Genomic DNA, 17,715 nt, shown 5'->3' with positions numbered 1-17,715 from the left:
TGACCGAACTGATGTTGATAATAAGGGATCCAATACGCTTGGTGACCGCAAAGTAACTGGATATTTAGAAGCAGGCGGAGTGAAATTCGGTAAAATTGAGGGACATGTTCAGACGGTATACGCAAGTCAAGCAACTTTCTTTCCTTTCGTCGATCCGAATTCAGGGCAGAAATCACTTAGATTTGAATTGAGCAACCGCTCTGTTACGCAAACAGCTGAGTTTAATCGAATTGACTGGCAATTTGGGGGACAATCAGGGATTGCTGAGTTGAATCTGACACTTGCACCTGACACTTCCCAAACGTACAATATCCAACTCGGCCAAGGTACGGAATTAGGCGTTTCGTATGCAGCAAACGTAAAGGTTACGATGGCTGGCAGAGAGCCGTACAAGTATCAAGGGAAACTCGATTTGAATGTCATTCCAGCCGCTGTCAGTATCGTAGATGGCGTAATTGATGCACCTGCTGCACCTCCCACAGCCAATCTCGCGAACGGAGTTGTACAAATGACCGGGTACACGGGCGCGAACGATCTGAGCGGGAAAGTTTGGCTCAATTATGATCAGGACCATTTGTATATATCTGCGCAGGTAATGGATAACGTGTTTGCCTACCCAGCATCTGATCAGAACATTTGGCAAAATGACAATATTCAATTTGCGATCGCGCCAGGATTGCCGGGTGAGAGTACGCAATGGTTCGAGTATGGCATTTCGCAAACGGACTCCGGTCCACAAATTTACCGCTGGATTGCCCCGAATGGCTTTCCCACTGGTGATCGGATGGGAAGTGGGGAACTGAACATCATGCGGGATGAAGTGGGCAAACGGACTGTCTATGAATTGGCCCTTCCCTGGTCGGAGATATCACCAGTGAAAGAGCCAGAAAGCAACGGCATGAGTCTCTCTCTACTGGTCAATGACAACGATGGATCTGGCCGAAAAGGATACATTGAATGGGGCTCTGGTATCGGCTCGTCCAAAGATCCAAGTAAATTTAGATCGGTTCAATGGGGTCTTCCCTCAGAAGCTTCAGTTACCCTTGCGAACTATAGAACATCTGTCATGCTGGGTGACACACTCGACTTAAGGGTCGGTATCACAAAAGCAGATGCAATATCCAAAGCCGGACTCATGATTACGTACGATGCAAGCCGAGAATCCAGCATTTGGACTGCAAGATTAAGTAGAAAATAACACGCCTACTTGCCTGCCGGCTCCCGGCAGGCAAATGGTGTATTTCCGTTGTATTTACGCTAGATCTTTATGTACAGCTCTATTCTCCCATGCTACGATGAAGCCAACCTTTGAATGGAAACGGAAAGAGAAGGAGGCAGTTTACGTATGAGTAAATGGCAAAAGAAATGGCGGGCATGGTTTCCTTTAACTTTAAAATATCGCCTCATTGTTACGTTTGTAGCGTTGCTGCTACTTCCCTTGTGTCTTGCTGTCTACTCGTTATTTCGAAACTTCGAGTCGATTCGTCAAGATGATTTGACAGGCCGTATGTCCGAGCGGATGCAGCAGGTACATACATCTTTAACAGATATGATGGCATTCGCCTATAAGACACACACAATGCTTAGCCAGGATGAGGGTCTAGTCAAGGTAATGGATACGCCGGAGAACTACGACCCTATTGAGCGAAAGCGCTTAATTGAGAGCAAAATGTCAGGCATTAATAACAGCTTCTTTTTTCACCAGACGGAACTTTTTTTCAAGCTAATTGATCACGAGGGAAATGTGTACACATCGTATTCGCCAAATGGTCAGTTAACCAACTCGATTGACGAGTTTCAAAAATGGAAGAGCAGATTGGAGCGTTCACCCCAGTCTTATGAGTGGGTGGCAAGTGACCCGAGTGACATCTACAATAACCGTGACAGTAAACTTTTAAGTTTATATATCCTGCTACAGGATCAACGCCGTGGAAATTATGGGTTAGCAAGAATTAGCATTGATGCACAGGAATGGTTCGACAGTACGGTGAGAAATATTGCTCTTAACCAAGAGATCACTGTTTTCACCGGCAAAGGTGAATCCGTTCTCCGGAGCAGCGGTGCCAGCATCGGCAGCACCATTATTAAGCAAGTGATACAAGAGGCACAACGCTCCGGTTCTTATCGGGATGCTTCGACCGCTTCGCTTGTCACTTACAGTTATCTGGATAAGCTGGACTGGTATGTCGTTAGCCGCATATCACTCGATGATTTATGGTCGGAATTGACCCGGCTTCGCATCCGTTTTTTCCTGATTCTGGGGCTGCTGGTCGTAGTTTTCGTAGCGGTTATTTTCCTGATTGCATCGCGCGTAACTCGTCCACTCTCCGCACTGCAGAAGAAAATGGAAGAAGCGTCTGAGAAAAAGCTGAATGTGAGACTCGATGTCAAGATGAGCCAAACGAGAGAAATTGCTTCGCTTGGCTCTAGCTTCAATCGAATGATCAATGACATTGGAGCGCTGATTCAGCGTCTGAAAGAAGAGGAGAGGCAGAAGCAAGCCGTCCGGTTTCAAATGCTACTCACCCAGATGAATCCGCATTTTCTGCTTAATACACTAAATATGTTGAAGTGGATGGCGCGCAAGGAGAAACAAACGCCCATTGTCGACATTTGCATCGCACTTGGCGGGTTGCTAGAGGCAAGCCTCAATTCGGAACTTGAGTTACTGCCTCTTCATGAAGAAATTGGGCTGCTGAAAGCCTATGAATCCATTCAAAAGTTACGCTACCAGAGTAGATTTACAATGATTTATGAGGTGGATCAAACGGTTACTTATGCACTTGTTCCAAAGCTGAGCTTGCAGCCACTTGTAGAAAATGCCATTGTCCATGGCTTCGACTCGGAGGAGCAGCGAGGGACAATTATCATACGCGCTAAGGCGGAAAGCGGAAAACTTATACTTGAAGTAGAGGATAACGGAATTGGTTTACAAGAAGCGTCCAAGAAGCATAAGCGGAGGAGTCGTGAAGGCATCGGCATCAGTAATGTGAAGGAAAGACTTCAGCTTTTATACAAGGAGGATGCCATCTTGGAATTTGTCCCTATTGCGAGCGGGACGCTTGTAAGAATGACAACGGCTTTATTGGTATCGACGCCATTTAGGGAGGGAGGGGACAACCATGTGGACAGTCTACTTAGTTGAAGACGAAGTATTCGTACGTCAGGCAATTCGGGAGATTCTAGCGTGGGAGAAGCACGGGTTTCACGTTGTTGGAGAAGCTGGGACGGGTAAGGATGCGCTCACGGATATTCGCAATCTTAAGCCAGATGTCGTCATCTGTGATATTGTAATGCCCGGCATGGACGGTATTGAGCTGCTCAGACAGGTTCGTGAGGATGGGATACCGAGTCGCTTTCTTATGCTGACTGCGATGAGCGATTTCAATTATGCCAGAGATGCGCTGCAGTATGGCGCCACCAATTATTTGCTAAAGCTATCGCTCAGTGACGAAATCATATTAGATAATCTCTCCCGGATCAAGGGGGAGCTTCTGAACGAGCTGCAGCGTAAAGGAGAATCGCTTTATCAGCTGTACTATCAATCTTGGGCAGAAAAATGGAGGCATGGGGGCATGGCCGAGCCGTCAGGAAAACCCATTGCGATGCCGGATGTCATTGATTCGCTTTATCTAACTGTCTATACAGTTTTAACTGGTTCAGAGACTATATCATGGGAGCAGCTCGTGAAAATGGGAATCGCCCCAAACGATGCGTATTTGTTGATTCATCCATTTATGGAAGCAGGGGAGACTGCATTTTTTTGTTGGAGTATGAGGGAAGATACGGGGCCCTTGACGACTTTGAAAATAGGGGGATATCCAATTGCAGTAGTAAAGGGAGGCACTCTTTCTACGCTGGCTCACCAATGGGGACTAGCCCTCAAGCAGCTAGACCAGTTCTGGTACGGGGAAGCAAGTAGTCCCGTGAAAAGTTCATATCTTGCCGAGCGTGAATTGGAAGCGGATTTTCTGCTCTGTTTCGAGGAGCGTCATGAGACAAAGTGCATTGAGCTTATGGACGCGATCTGGGGAGGGATGTCTATTGCCGGATATAGCCACATTGAAGTCAAGCAGGCTGCCATTCGCCTCGCAGAGATGATCGTGACGCTGGCAAGAGGCCGTGAAGTGCCGAAGGAGTTAGTACTTGGAGAACGCAGCCATCTTGAGTTGCTGCAAGCAATGAAACATTGGGTTACAGCATGTATTCGGAAGATGAACGAAGAGGAAGGACTTTACACCGATCATCCGGATGTCAATCGGGTGATACGATATATGCTTGAGCATTTTCGGGAAAATATCTCGGTTAAAGATTTGGCTAAGCTGGCTTCGATGAACGTCGATTACTTGAGTACACTATTCCGAAGAAAGACAGGACAGACACCAGTCTCCTTCCTTCAGAACGTTCGGATTGGCCACGCGAAGCAGTTGCTGCATTACTCGGAGTGGAGTGTGGCGGAAATAGCCGATCAGACGGGATTTACCGACGATGCCTATTTTATCAAGCTATTTAAGCGTGAAGTTGGACAGACACCAAGCGCCTATCGAAAGGCGAAGGTGATCTCGGATTTGTCATATTAACTCGTAAGTTTTGACTCTTAGAAGAAACCGAGCCCGCTGATATAGTGTGAATAGAGGAAGTTGATTGTAGTTCTATTATTCACGAGGAGGTCCAAGCATGAAGAAAAAGAATTCAATGTATGTAGGGATGATTACCTTAGTTACAGTTGCATCCGTGTTGATTACCGGCTGCAGCAGCCAAACAGCGAAGAATGCACAAACGCCTTCCACGAGCTCAACGGCAGCGACCACAGCGCCAAAGAAAGACCCAGTGAAGCTTACTATGTGGGGAGCCGTGCCAGCAGAAAGTGGTCCTCAGGCTGCAGTAGATAACTGGAACAAACTGCACCCGGAGATTCAAGTTGAGTATGTACGATTCGTGAATGACGATGCGGGTAACTTAAAGTTGGATACGGCACTCGTTTCCGGACAACAGGTAGACATGTACATGAATTATGCCTTCAATACGTTAGAGAAAAGGGTCATGGCTGGAAACGCGCTGGATCTGAGTTCCTACAAAGACTATAACATTGATGACAAGATGGGTTCAGGTGCCGCCATTTGGAAAAAAGATGGTAAATACTATGGTGTGCCAACCAAAAAAGGTCTTTCCTTCGTCTGGTTGAACAAGGACATGCTAGATGCAAAGGGGCTTCCGGTACCAACCAGTTGGAGTCTGGACGATATGAGGGATTATGCGAACAAGTTGAAAGGAGACAAAGTATGGGGAGTTGCGGAGAGCGATTATTACTTTACAGTTCCTATCAACGGATCGCTTATGAAACAAAGCCTGCTGATGACGAAGCCGGACAACACCTCGGCGTTCGATAATCCGTTCACGGTAAAGACGCTCCAAGTATACTCGGATATGATGTTCAAAGATAAGAGCATAATGCCGCATACGGAGCAAATTACATCAAAGCCGGCACTGGATCAAATGTTCGTGAAAGGCGAGACGGCCATGCTGTTCTCGACGGAACAGATTTTCCGAACAACCAATAATCTCAAAGATTTCCCGCGTAAGTTCAAGGTAGCCGCTGCTCCAGCGCCTTCGGTCACTAAGGATCAAACGGACTACATGTACAATGGTGGTTTGGGCGACGTACTGACGATCAATTCGAAGTCTAAATTTAAAGATGAAGCCTGGCAGTTCATCAAATGGTATGCGGACGATGGCATGCTTCCCTTAGCCAAGGGTGGACGTGTACCTTCTTCAAAAGATTTCAAGGCGGATGATGCCGTTAAGGCGATGTTCGAAGGCGTTGAAGACACCTACGATCTTGAATCGGTGAAACGGGTAATGTTCGGTAATCTTCCTCTTACTTTGACGCAGCTTGACGCGAAGACTTCCTCGGATTTCCAACCGGTGTACGATAAAGTGTTCACACAGAAAATAACACCTGAAGAAGGTTCTAAGGAACTCGCACGCATTCACAATGACAACTTAAAAGCAGCAAAAAAATAATTGAAGATAGGGATAGGGGAAGTTAGGGGCTTGCTCCGGGCTTCCCTTTTCTATTCCTTGAAAGGCGGTGATCTTATGAGTTGGATGAAGCGACAGCGCATGCTGGGGTACGTTTTTATTGCTCCAAACGTAATTGGGATGACAGTATTTCTCCTAATTCCGGCCTTATTCTCGTTCTATTTAATGTTTACGGATTGGGTGTTTTCCAGCGGCAAAGGACCACAGTTTATTGGCTTAGACAACTTTCGCAGGATGGTAAAGGAAGAATTGTTTTGGATCTCTGTCAAAAACACAATGCTGGTTTTGCTTCCCGTACCTGTCGCAGTGTGTATCGGCTTTTTGATTGCACTGATGCTTAACAATCGGGTGTATTTGGCCAAAACGCTGCGAGCGTTCTTCTTCGCTCCCTACTTTACAAGCGGAATTGCGATTGCTTTCGTTTGGATGGTGCTCTTCCAGCCGCGTGAAGGGCCGATTAATGCATTCCTACACTCACTTGGTGTCACGAATGCGCCCCGTTGGTTCTCTTCGCCGGATTCGGCCATGATTGCAGTGCTCATTATGCTAACGGTAGGGGGCATCGGCTACAATATGATCATTTATTTGGCTGCGCTGCAAGATATCTCAACGGAGCTGCTGGAGGCAGCCCGGATTGACGGAGTAAGGGCTAATCATATGATTTTCAATATCATCTTGCCGCTCGTTAGTCCGACGACGTTCTTTCTACTCATTACTGGCTTTGTTGGTGCCGTAAAAGGCTTTGGCATAATCTACGCGATCACACAAGGCGGACCGGCAAACAGTACAACGGTATTCTCAATCTATGCCTACAAGAAAGCTTTCAGTTTCTATGAAATGGGCTTTGCGTCAGCTATATCGTGGATGATGTTTCTGCTAATTTTGCTTATCTCACTTCTCCAATGGTGGGGGCAGAAAAGATGGGTTCACTATTAACCAAAGAGGGAGGATAAACATGAATGCAAGCGTTAGTCGGACACTCCGAAACCGAGTTGCTAAGGGACTAAACACCATCATAATGGCTTTTCTAAGCCTGCTGTTATTATCACCGATGTTGTGGATGATCAGCACCTCGTTCAAAAAACCGAAGGATGTCTTTACCTACCCGATCCAATGGATTCCACTGAATCCGGTTATGACGAACCACATAAAGGTGTGGACGACAGGCGACGGATTTCTGACCTTTTATCTAAATTCACTCAAAATTTCCGTTACACTTATGATACTAGCTCCGCTTTTGGCGGCACTGGCGGCCTACGGATTCAGCAAAATTGAGTTTAAAGGCCGGAACGGAATCTTTTTCTTATATCTATGTCTCATGATGATTCCGCAGCAGGTCCTGTTCGTTCCAAAATTTATTATGTTTGACTGGATGCATATCTATAACACCCACTGGGCATTGATTCTGCCAGGCTTGTTTTCCGTATTCGGAGTATTCATGATTCGCCAGTTTTTTCTCACGATTCCGCAGGAAATCTCCGAAGCAGCTTTTATCGACGGAGCGGGGCACATCTTGATCTTTACTAGGATGTTCATACCGCTCTCAAAGCCGGTGCTGGCTACGTTCGCGATTATTGATTTTACTTGGAATTGGAACGATTATGAGAATGCTCTGATCTTCTTAATCGACAAAAAGCTGTATACAGTGCCAATCGGCATGCAGAACTTCATGTTGGAGGCAGGCGTTGATTACAACTTGATGATGGCTGCCGCGACGGCAGGGGTTGTACCGCTCTTGATTGTTTTTTTCGTTGGACAGAAGTACATCATCCAAGGGTTTTCCAGTTCTGCGGTAAAAGGATAAACACACAGACTTGATTTGACCAAAGCTAACGTTCCTAGAGCGTTTAGGCATTCGGATATTTCTCATAATCCAGAGAGACTTGATAATTGAATTCAGCAGGCCATACGTTCAACGTAGCGTCGTTAAGTAGGGCATGTCATTGCGTTCAGAGCGTTTTCGAGGATTGCATAGCCAGGTTAGTAAAATGACCAGCGTGTGAACTTCGTTCCCGTAGATGTTTGACAAAGGGTTTGCTGGTACTACTTATGCTCCAAAAAGTTCCACGTCTCTTTGGAGGTTAGATTTTCATAACGAGTTGCTTTACGGAATGATTTACAAGTCATTATATGAGTACCAAAAAAGTATACACTTATGTATAAAATACAACGTAATATTAATTTACAAGTTTCGTTAACGAGTCTATAATTCTACTGTACTGTATTTTCAAATATTGTTACACATCATATGTGGACATCCGTTCAAAGAAACGGACATGTCCACTTTTTTTGTGAGTATGTAAACTGAGTGGAAAATAGAGTTCGCTAGTGGTTGTTCACTTTTAAGAACAACCATTTTTTAGGGGGATGATGTTAAACGAATGAACATGATGAGCACGAAGATCAAGGCTAACACAGATGCTTTTATTAAGGCTAGAGTTGTCAAAGGTTACTCGCAGCGAGAACTGGCAAGACATTCGTGTTTAAGTCATGCCTATGTCAGTCTGCTAGAACGAGCGATTAAATCGGCAGGACCCTCCACTGTGAAGAAATTAAGCGATCTGCTCGATAAGGAATTAGAAGAGTTGTTTCGAATAGAGATGCAGCCTAGACCATAGCGAACTCCTGGATTAGCCATTCATTATTTATAATGATTGGTTTTTTTATTTTTACTATTTGCAAAAAAAAAGCCATGCTCTCAATGAATGAGAACATGGCTAATTCGTTATGGAAGTTTATTTAATAGTTAATAATTCCGGATATAGAGCATTAACGCCACCAGAAAGACCTTTTTGAACATTGGTGCTAATGTCGTCCGCAATAATCTCATACAGACCATTCTCGATCCCATTAATAGCGATTTCTGCAATTTTCTTCGGATCCGATTTTGGTTTTTCTAGTCCTTTGGTCATGTCCGTATCCATATAACCAACATGCAGCCCTGAAACGTTAATGTTTTTTGGCGCTAAGCTTAAACGTAGGGCATTTGTCATGGACCATTCTGCGGATTTTGCCGCGGAGTAGGCTCCTGTGCTATCTGTTGTGTACCAGGAGAGTACGGATAAAATATTAAGAATCGCTCCTCCGCCGTTTTTCTCCAAGACAGGTGCAAAATCTCGAACCATGGAGAGTGTACCGAATACATGCGTATCAAACTCTAAGTGAATGTCATCCCAGCTGCCTGTCAGAACGGAAGCCCCTGTGGATGTACCTGCATTATTAATAAGCAGTGTGACATCAGAAGCTGTTGAGGCTGCCGCTTTCACAGACTCCGGATTCGTGATATCGAGCTGAATAGGAATCGCTCCGGGAATATTAATGGATTCCGGATTTCTTGCACCTGCATACACTTTTGCACCGCGTTTTAAAAGTTCCTCTGCTAAGTGCTTACCTAAACCTCTATTTGCTCCAGTGACTAATGCTACTTGTTTTGAAATATTCATGATGAATCGCTCCTTTATGTTTTATAATATGATGATCGTAATATATTATAACCATAATATTTTAAAACCGTCAACTGCATAATAAAAGATAACTGAGTTTTACCCCAACACATTATGTGATAATATGATATATATAATATTCAGAATAATAGATAGAGGGTGTTTACATGCCTTATCCAGAAGGACATAAATTAAAAGTTCGGAATCGCATTCTTACAAGTGCAGCTGATGCATTCAGAAGAAATGGAATTCGGGAATCCAGTGTCCCCTCCATTATGAAGGGTGCCGGATTAACCCATGGGGGATTCTACTCTCATTTTGAAAATAAAGAAGAACTGGTTGCTGAGACCTGCAATTTTGTCGTGAGCAATACGATTGATGAACTGCGAACATCGACACGAAATGAACATTCGGATAAGGAAGAACCGGAAATCAACCGAATCATTGATTTTTATTTGAGCCCTTATCATCGAGATCACGCTGAAGAAGGGTGCATCGTTCCGATTCTATCCGGTGAAATAGCCCAGTGCTCAGCTGACCTCCAGGGGATTCTCAGTCATGCGTTGAATCAATATATTGCATTCATAGGTGAAATTTCAGGCAGTGATGAAACAACAAGCGGGGTAGTCCTGAGCATCATGGTGGGATCACTCCTTTTAGCTAGAAGTGTTAAGGATCCTGTATTAAGCACAAATATACTTAATCAAGCAAAAGTGCAGGCTAAGACGGTATTTAATTCTTCCCCCAAATAACAATACGTGCTACCACACTTCATTGATAGTTAAATACAATAGATTGAAACCTCTCTTAGTAGAAATCCTAATGTTAATAGGACTATTGGGAGGTTTTTTTTATGTTTATAAGTCCACAAAAATAAGAACAATATAACATTGAGTTACTATAAGGGGGGGTTCTTCATTGGAAACAAAAAATAGAAGCGTATTATTTGGGTACATTGGGAATCCTTTGGTTTAGATAATGTGAATCAGGGAGAGCGAACTGAAAAAGACTAACTTACTTTCTCAAGGAGGACAGCACATGTCAGTTACAGTCAAGAAAATAATCAAAGGGATCTCGTTCATATGTGTTATAACTGCAGTGGTTGTTGGCTGCTCCAGTAAATCAGGGGATGGCACGCAAGCAACCGCATCTGCAACAGCTTCAGCAACACCTAAGAGCACCACGAATGCTGCTACTTCAGAGGACTTGTTGGCATCGATTAAGAAATCAGGCAAAATCAAAATTGGCTTGATGGGGACGTATGCTCCCTACAACTTTCTTAATGATAAACATGAAGTGGACGGATTCGATGCCGATGTCGCGAAGGAAGTAGCTAAGCGGATCGGTGTTCAAGCTGATTTCATTACGGGCGAGTTCTCCGGATTAATTGAGGGGCTGCAAACAAGCAAGTATGACGCGCTAGTCACCCAAGTCACCATTACGGACGACCGCAAGAAAACGATGGATTTCTCCACGCCCTACATAAAAAACAGTGTGAGTGTCATCGTTAAAAATGATAATACCTCTGTGAAGGGGATTGAAGATTTCAAAGGGAAGAAAATTGGGGTTGGCCTTGGGACAAATGATGAGACTTATTTACGCAACGAAGTACTGCCAAAGGTTGGAACATTCAATATCGTCACCTATAACGATGTAATTACGTCGCTTACGGATTTGAATGCAGGTAGGATCGATGCCACGATCAACAATGTGTTTGCCATTCAACCGCTTGTTGAAAAGAATCATTTTCAGATCAAAACCGTGGGTGCTTCTGTAAAAGATGACTTTGCAGGAATCGCGATTCGTAAAAATAACGCTGAGCTCTTAAGCGCATTGAACAATGCGTTAACTGAAATGAAATCGGACGGCACGTTTAAACAAATATTCCAAAAATGGTTCAAAGTCGATCCTAACATCTGACCATCAGTACGTAGGAGGATGCAGGCATGGAGCTTGTTTTGCAAAATCTCGACTTTTTGTTAAAGGGTGCGTATTATACATTGTTGATCACCATGGTGTCGATGTTTTTCGGCTTCATTCTTGCTTTGATTGTGGCGTTTGCTCGTCTAAAAGGGAACATCGTTATTAGGAATATCGCGATATTCTATATTTCAATTTTTCGGGGAACGCCGATTCTCGTCCAAATATTCATCATCTACTACGGCTTGCCCGATTACGGGATTCGTCTGGGTCCACTTACAGCGGCATTTCTTTCACTTAGTCTCAATATTGGGGCTTATTTATCGGAGACGTTCCGAGGTGCCATTCTATCGGTCAGTAAGGGGCAGACGGAGGCTGCGATGTCACTGGGTTTTACTCCTTGGCAAACGACCTATAAGGTTGTACTGCCGCAAGCTGCGCGGGTAGCGATACCTCCAATGGGCAACACGTTTATCGGGATGCTCAAGGAAACATCGCTCGTTTCCATTGTTACCGTGACGGAGTTGCTCCGTACGGCTCAGCTTTTGATCGCACAGTATTATATTGCCATGCCCTTTTATATCGCCATTGCCGTTATGTATTGGCTCATGAGCATGTTATTTTCCCAGCTGCTGACTAGAGTTGAAAAAAAATTATCCAAGGCGTACTAATGGTGAGCCGTATGATTGAAGTGAATCAGCTTTCAAAGCGCTTTAACGACTTGCAAGTTCTTCAACAGATTGATTTTCAAATGAAGTCCAAAGAAATCGTCGTGCTGCTTGGACCGAGTGGTTCGGGGAAAAGTACGCTGCTCCGTTGTCTCAATGGGCTTGAAGAGCCGGACTCCGGAACAATTCGAATGGATGATGTCACTTGGGATGCCGCTATGGACAGATCCGCGAAGCGGGAAGCCATTAAACGAATTCGGTTAATGAGCGGGATGGTCTTTCAATCCTTTCATTTATTTTCTCATATGACGGTGCTGCAAAACATTACGGCGGCGCCTATGCTGGTTAAAAATATGAGTGCTAAACAAGCGGCAGAACTTGCAGAAAGATTACTCGCGAAAGTTGGCCTTCTGGAGAAAAAACATGAATATCCCTCACGTCTTTCTGGCGGTCAGCAGCAACGAGTAGCGATTGCACGTTCATTAGCCATGCAGCCGAAAGTCATGCTCTTCGATGAGCCAACATCGGCGCTCGACCCTGAACTAACAGGCGAAGTGCTTCAGGTCATGAAGGACCTTGCTGTGGAAGGGATGACGATGATCGTGGTCACGCACGAAATGAAGTTTGCGCGCGAAGTTGCTAATCGAGTTATTTTTATGAGCGATGGCGTTATTCAAGAGGAGAGTACCCCGGATCAATTCTTCATTCAACCAGAGACAGAACGCGCTCGTAGATTTCTAAGACAGTTAGGGGAGTAGGCGTAATGCCTCAAGGTGATCGCAGCCTGAGTATAGGAACAATGAAGTCGTAGGAGAGGTGAACAATACGGTGGTACATCCAGATAGGCATCATTTAGACACAATTGCGGCAAGAGCGCGAGAACTGATGGGCAAGATGAACTTGGATGCGCTTATTGCTTCGTCTTATGAGAATTTCTATTACCTTAGCGGCCATGAAAGTACGTTTATGTATACATTGAGGATGAGCGAAGTAGCTTTAGCGGTCCTTTTCCGCGACCCGAATGTCAAGACAATCATGATCATGAATGACTTCGAAGCGGCTGGAGTATCTAGCGATTTGCCGAACTATGAGCTGCGAACCTATCCAACTTGGGTAGATGTTGATGATCCGCTCGGTTTGAGAGGCGGCAAGTACGAAGGCAAACGACCAACAGGTCATCAAGCACAGGAAATGTTCGGTCTCCTTCAGAAGACGTTAGCTGAGTATGGCTGTGAGGCTGGCAAGATTGCTGTCGAACTGAACGACATGCGACATTCATCTGTGGACACGCTGCGTCAGGCGGTTCCGGTAGCGGAACTAGTGGAGGCCAAAGGATTGTTCACGTTACTTCGTATGATAAAAACAACGTGGGAGATCGAGCAGCTTCGTGCAGCGTGTGCGTATACGGAGAAAGGCCTATCTGATGCGGCTCAGAGCATTCGACTTGGCAGCACAGCGAAGGACATCGTGCATGAGTTTCAACTGTCCTTGATGAAAGACGTAAAGGGCTTAGCGTCACGCTTCCATATGATTTCTGTTGGTGCTTCATTTGCACCTGCTCACCGCTTTGAAACCACCCCCGCGAGAACAGGGGATGTCATCAAATTTGATGTTGGCGTAGATGTGAACGGCTACGGTTCCGATATTGCGCGTACATTCGTGCTCGGCAATCCCTCCGAAACGATTACCCGTATCTACGGAGCCTTGAGGGCTGGTCACGACCGTCTTTTGGAAATCGTAGCACCAGGCATCTCGATGCAGGCAGTTTTCGAAGATGCGATGGGAGTGATCCGGCGTTCAGGGCTTCCCAATTACAACCGTGGGCATCTTGGGCATAGTGCAGGTTTAAGCCTCGCAGCGGAAGAGCCGCCTTTCCTAGGCCCTACGGAAACGACATTGTTCCAGCCTGGCATGGTCATTTGCCTCGAAACGCCATATTACGGTTATGGTATAGGCGCAATAATGATCGAGGATATGGTGCTCGTAACAGAAAACGGCTGTAAGCGCCTAAATCAGCTTTCCCGAGAGCTCGTTTCTCTGTAGGGGGTCAGGTTCTGCCATACATGTATCTAAATACAAGATCAGGAAAAACGGAGCTCCGCGACTTTGGAGGCTCCGTTTTCTACTTAATTATGGAATCTCACAGCTCTTATGATAGATAAGAGGATCACTTGTTGCTTTCATTTATTAAAAAAACCATTTTGTCGGCTAGATGACTGTTTTATCCTTTTCTTATTCATTATAATACCTATAGGTTAAGTAAGGAATTAAATATTTTCTTGTATTGGGGTGACGATCGTATGTCAGATAAACAAGTTTCATCTCCACCGGACCCAATGAAGGAAAAAGGTCATCATGAGCAGCTTTTATTAGCTGAGCTATTCGAAGAATATGGGGTGTTGCTCCATTATAAAAAAAATGAATTTATCTTCAGAGAAGATGAAGAAAGCAAGCATATTTATTTTCTTAAGTCTGGGTTAATTAAAATCTCGCAATCGGCAGAGGAAGGTCATGGTATTACGCTGTTTTTACGCAGTGCGGGTGAAATATTCGGTGCGGCGGAGGTGCTGACCGGCCAACGTAGACAAAGATTCGGGCGATGTATACTGAACAGCCAAGTGCTGCTCGTACCTGCAGACCATTTTAAAAGCTTGGTACTAAGCCGACCGGATGTCCTTTATGCACTAACGGTTTCTAACGCAAGGCGTTTGCTGTCTACCCAAAGGTATGTCGAAACGCTTATCTCCCGCCCCGTCGCTTGGAGGCTCGCCCATTTCCTCAGTCAGATCGGAGAGTGGCAGCAGAGCGAAATTCATGTCAAGCTACCGCTGAGTCATGAAGAAATGTCTTACATCATCGGGTGCAGCAGGCAGACGATAACGGAAACATTGAACAAATGGAAGGAGCAAGGTCTTATTCAGTACGAAAAGAAACAGGTGATCATTTACGATTACGAAGATTTCATGTCTAAGCTATGACTCGGCATATGGATCAAGGGGGAAATCAAGACATGATTGACATACAAGGGGTTAGTAAAACGTATATGGAGCGGGATAGCGGTACTTTTATGGCCATTGATAACGTCTCCTTCTCCATCTGGAAAGGAGAGTTCGTTTCCATCTTGGGGCCGTCTGGCTGCGGAAAATCAACGCTGTTGAAATTGATTGCAGGGCTGGAGCAGACGGAAACGGGAAAGATTGAAGTGCTCGGGAAACCAATTCACGGACCGGGAACGGACCGAATCGTTGTTTTTCAAGAGCATACCTTATTTCCGTGGTTGACGGTGCTTGAGAATGTCTCTTTCGGATTAAAGCAGCGAGGGATGAAGAAAAAGGAGCGCTATGAGCGGGCGATGGAGCAGATCAAGTTGGTCCATCTCAGCAAATTCGCCGACCGCTACCCACATGAGCTATCTGGAGGCATGAAGCAGAGAGCAGCAATTGCCCGGGCACTCGTTATGGATCCTGACATTCTATTGATGGATGAGCCGTTTGCAGCGCTCGATGAGCAGACCAGACTGCTCTTGCACAAAGAACTCGAGGAAATTTGGATGAAAACACGCAAAACGATACTCTTCATTACACATAACATTCGGGAAGCCGTTCTGCTGTCCGATAGGGTGCTTGTCATGTCAACCCGACCGGGCAGGATTAAGAAAGAGTATGAGATTCAAGCAGCAAGGCCGCGAAATGCAACAGATTCGGTGCTCCATCATATCGAAGGACGCATCATGGATACGTTGGCCGATGAGCTGGAGAAAGTGGTAAGGGAGGAACATGGCGATGACTACCAGATTCAGAGGAGCAATCTTTCTCATCCTTCTGGTCATTTTATGGGAGATAGCATATAGGGTTTTCGATTGGGGATGGATGTTTCCCTCTGCTCAGCAGACAGCTCAAACCTTGTACGATGGCATCCTTCATGGTCATCTGCTTGAAGCAGTTGGCGGCAGCCTTCGCCGTATTCTCGTAGCATTTGTTCTCTCTTGCGTCATTGGAATGACTTTAGGAGTGATCTTTGCCCGAAATCGGTTGGTGGATGAGACCTTGGGCTTTCTGGTGGTCGCCTTGCAGACGATTCCAAGTATCGCTTGGCTGCCCTTCGCCATAATCTGGTTCGGTCTGAATGACCTTTCCGTCATATTTATTACGACCATTGGAGCAACATGGACGATGACAATCGCCACAAGGACTGGAATTAAGAACATTCCACCTCTGTATATCCAAGCGGCACAAATGTACGGAACTGGCAGAGGACTTAAACTTTTCTATCAAGTGATGATTCCTGCTTCGGTTCCTCATCTGATCATGGGAATGAGAATGGCGTGGGCCTTCGCTTGGCGAGCACTCGTCTCTGCAGAGCTTATTGCACGTGGCATCGGACTCGGACAAATGCTGCAGGAAGGCCGCAATATCGGTGATACATCGCTTATGCTGTGCATTGTGATTATCATTGCCGTCATTGGAACCTTATCTGACCGGTTTTTCTTCAAGCGTATGGAAGATCGGGTACTAATTAAATACGGCTTGAATGGCACTAAAGCGTGAGTCTATGTACAAGAAAAGGGGTCTAATATGAAGAAATTTCGATCATTCTTACTCGTAGTGTTTCTGCTGACTACTACTCTTTTATCTGCCTGCGGCATAGGAGCAGCAGGTGGCAATAAGGAGCAGGCATCAGCAGCATCATCAAGTCAACCCGCAGAGCCTTCGACAGTGAAAATCGGTTTGCTCAAAAATGTGACCCACGCCCCAGCTTTCGTCGCGATAAAAAATGGTTATTTCCAAAAGCATTTTGGCAATAACATCAAGGTCGAGGTTGTTGGCTTCGATAACGGCTCCGATTTCTCCACGGCCATGGCTACTGGCCAGATTGATATTGGCTTTGTGGGACCTAGTCCCGTGACCAACCAGTACGTTCGAAGCAAGAATATCAAAATTATCTCTGGCTCCAATAATGGAGGTGCAGTGTTGGTTGCCAGGAACGACTCCGGCATTTCCAGTGTCAAGGATTTGGTGGGAAAGACAGCAGTTATTCCGACGAAAGGCAGCACCAATGAAATCTCCTTGCGTCTGCTGCTTGAGCAGGAGGGGTTGAAAGTTACAACCGATACTTCAGGTGTGCAATTAATTACAATGGCACCGGCTGACACGCTCGTGGCGATGAAACAGAAGCAAGTAGATGTTGCATTGCTGCCAGAACCGTGGGGAACACAAATTGTAGGCGAAGGCATTGGCAAGATCGTTGTTGATTGGAATAAAATACCGCCGAATGACGGCGATTATCCGCTAACCATTTTGGTGGCGAATGATAAATTCTTGAAGGAGCACCGCAACGAGGCGAAAGCAGCCATTCGTGCAAATAGCGAGGCAATCGAGTTTATTCAGAAAAATCCGGAAGAATCCTATAAATTAGTTAGCGATGAGTTAAAGGAATTGACAGGTAAGGGCTTGGCGCTGGAATTAATCAAGGCTGCATTAGATCATCTTAGACTGACAACGGATGTGGATAAAGCATCGCTGGAGACAATGGCCAAGGTTGCCATAGATGCAGGCTATATAAAGGGAATCGAGAAAAACTCGCTGGATTTGAGCGATATGTTGGATTTATCTTTGCTTCAGGAAGTGAAAAGCGGAAAATAA

General features: G+C 45.4%; 17 protein-coding genes. 16 read left to right on the top strand and 1 reads right to left on the bottom strand.

The genetic code is table 11. From position 1 onward, the window contains the following. The first annotated feature begins 79 nt into the window (after positions 1-79). The 7 genes from J2736_RS07765 (at position 80) to J2736_RS07735 (ending at position 8,660) form a co-directional block, all read left to right on the top strand. Positions 80-1,198: a sugar-binding protein gene (locus J2736_RS07765; protein WP_310225014.1), complete on the top strand. Its 1,119-nt coding sequence runs from the start codon at positions 80-82 to the stop codon at positions 1,196-1,198. 147 nt (positions 1,199-1,345) lie between these two features. Then, positions 1,346-3,145, top strand: a complete 1,800-nt coding sequence (locus tag J2736_RS07760; RefSeq protein ID WP_310225012.1) for a sensor histidine kinase — start codon at positions 1,346-1,348, stop codon at positions 3,143-3,145. After that, positions 3,123-4,580: a response regulator gene (locus tag J2736_RS07755; RefSeq protein WP_310225010.1), complete on the top strand. Its 1,458-nt coding sequence runs from the start codon at positions 3,123-3,125 to the stop codon at positions 4,578-4,580. Before J2736_RS07760 ends, J2736_RS07755 begins: the two co-directional genes overlap by 23 nt. A 97-nt stretch (positions 4,581-4,677) precedes the next feature. After that, a complete protein-coding gene (locus J2736_RS07750) occupies positions 4,678-6,024 on the top strand; it encodes an ABC transporter substrate-binding protein (RefSeq protein WP_310225008.1) in 1,347 nt (448 codons plus the stop codon). A gap of 75 nt (positions 6,025-6,099) precedes the next feature. Beyond that, the gene (locus J2736_RS07745) at positions 6,100-6,978 is read left to right on the top strand and encodes a carbohydrate ABC transporter permease (protein ID WP_310225006.1); all 879 of its coding nucleotides are present in this window, start codon (positions 6,100-6,102) and stop codon (positions 6,976-6,978) included. 19 nt (positions 6,979-6,997) lie between these two features. Next, positions 6,998-7,846 (top strand): carbohydrate ABC transporter permease, encoded by an 849-nt coding sequence (locus J2736_RS07740; protein ID WP_310225004.1) that lies wholly within the window; start codon positions 6,998-7,000, stop codon positions 7,844-7,846. A gap of 577 nt (positions 7,847-8,423) precedes the next feature. Beyond that, positions 8,424-8,660 (top strand): helix-turn-helix domain-containing protein, encoded by a 237-nt coding sequence (locus J2736_RS07735; RefSeq protein WP_310225002.1) that lies wholly within the window; start codon positions 8,424-8,426, stop codon positions 8,658-8,660. A gap of 117 nt (positions 8,661-8,777) precedes the next feature. Here the strand turns inward: J2736_RS07735 and J2736_RS07730 are convergent, their stop codons facing one another. After that, positions 8,778-9,485 carry an SDR family oxidoreductase gene (locus J2736_RS07730; RefSeq protein WP_310225000.1) on the bottom strand — a complete coding sequence of 236 codons (708 nt, stop codon included), beginning with the start codon at positions 9,483-9,485 and terminating at the stop codon, positions 8,778-8,780. 167 nt (positions 9,486-9,652) lie between these two features. Here J2736_RS07730 and J2736_RS07725 point away from each other — a divergent pair, with 167 nt between their 5' ends. From J2736_RS07725 to J2736_RS07685, 9 genes are all read left to right on the top strand, one after another. Further along, complete coding sequence (locus J2736_RS07725; RefSeq protein WP_310224998.1) at positions 9,653-10,237, top strand: TetR/AcrR family transcriptional regulator; 585 nt, start codon at positions 9,653-9,655, stop codon at positions 10,235-10,237. 286 nt (positions 10,238-10,523) lie between these two features. Next, positions 10,524-11,405 carry a transporter substrate-binding domain-containing protein gene (locus tag J2736_RS07720; RefSeq protein ID WP_310224996.1) on the top strand — a complete coding sequence of 294 codons (882 nt, stop codon included), beginning with the start codon at positions 10,524-10,526 and terminating at the stop codon, positions 11,403-11,405. A gap of 26 nt (positions 11,406-11,431) precedes the next feature. Next, a complete protein-coding gene (locus J2736_RS07715) occupies positions 11,432-12,076 on the top strand; it encodes an amino acid ABC transporter permease (RefSeq protein ID WP_145662668.1) in 645 nt (214 codons plus the stop codon). Positions 12,077-12,087: 11 nt separating this feature from the next. Next, entirely contained in the window at positions 12,088-12,831 is a 744-nt protein-coding gene (locus J2736_RS07710; RefSeq protein WP_310225265.1) for an amino acid ABC transporter ATP-binding protein, read from the top strand. Between the two features lie 70 nt (positions 12,832-12,901). Beyond that, entirely contained in the window at positions 12,902-14,116 is a 1,215-nt protein-coding gene (locus tag J2736_RS07705) for a M24 family metallopeptidase (protein ID WP_310224993.1), read from the top strand. A 257-nt stretch (positions 14,117-14,373) separates the two neighbouring features. Further along, complete coding sequence (locus J2736_RS07700; protein WP_310224991.1) at positions 14,374-15,051, top strand: Crp/Fnr family transcriptional regulator; 678 nt, start codon at positions 14,374-14,376, stop codon at positions 15,049-15,051. Between the two features lie 32 nt (positions 15,052-15,083). Beyond that, a complete protein-coding gene (locus J2736_RS07695; protein ID WP_310224989.1) occupies positions 15,084-15,923 on the top strand; it encodes an ABC transporter ATP-binding protein in 840 nt (279 codons plus the stop codon). After that, the gene (locus tag J2736_RS07690; protein ID WP_310224987.1) at positions 15,856-16,620 is read left to right on the top strand and encodes an ABC transporter permease; all 765 of its coding nucleotides are present in this window, start codon (positions 15,856-15,858) and stop codon (positions 16,618-16,620) included. Before J2736_RS07695 ends, J2736_RS07690 begins: the two co-directional genes overlap by 68 nt. Positions 16,621-16,647: 27 nt before the next feature. Further along, complete coding sequence (locus J2736_RS07685) at positions 16,648-17,715, top strand: ABC transporter substrate-binding protein (protein WP_310224985.1); 1,068 nt, start codon at positions 16,648-16,650, stop codon at positions 17,713-17,715.

It is taken from the genome of Paenibacillus qinlingensis, from assembly GCF_031455095.1.
GTDB classification, from domain to species: domain Bacteria; phylum Bacillota; class Bacilli; order Paenibacillales; family NBRC-103111; genus Paenibacillus_E; species Paenibacillus_E qinlingensis_A.
Note: the sequence above shows the minus strand (reverse complement) of the source record. Positions and strands in the feature narration are given on the sequence as shown.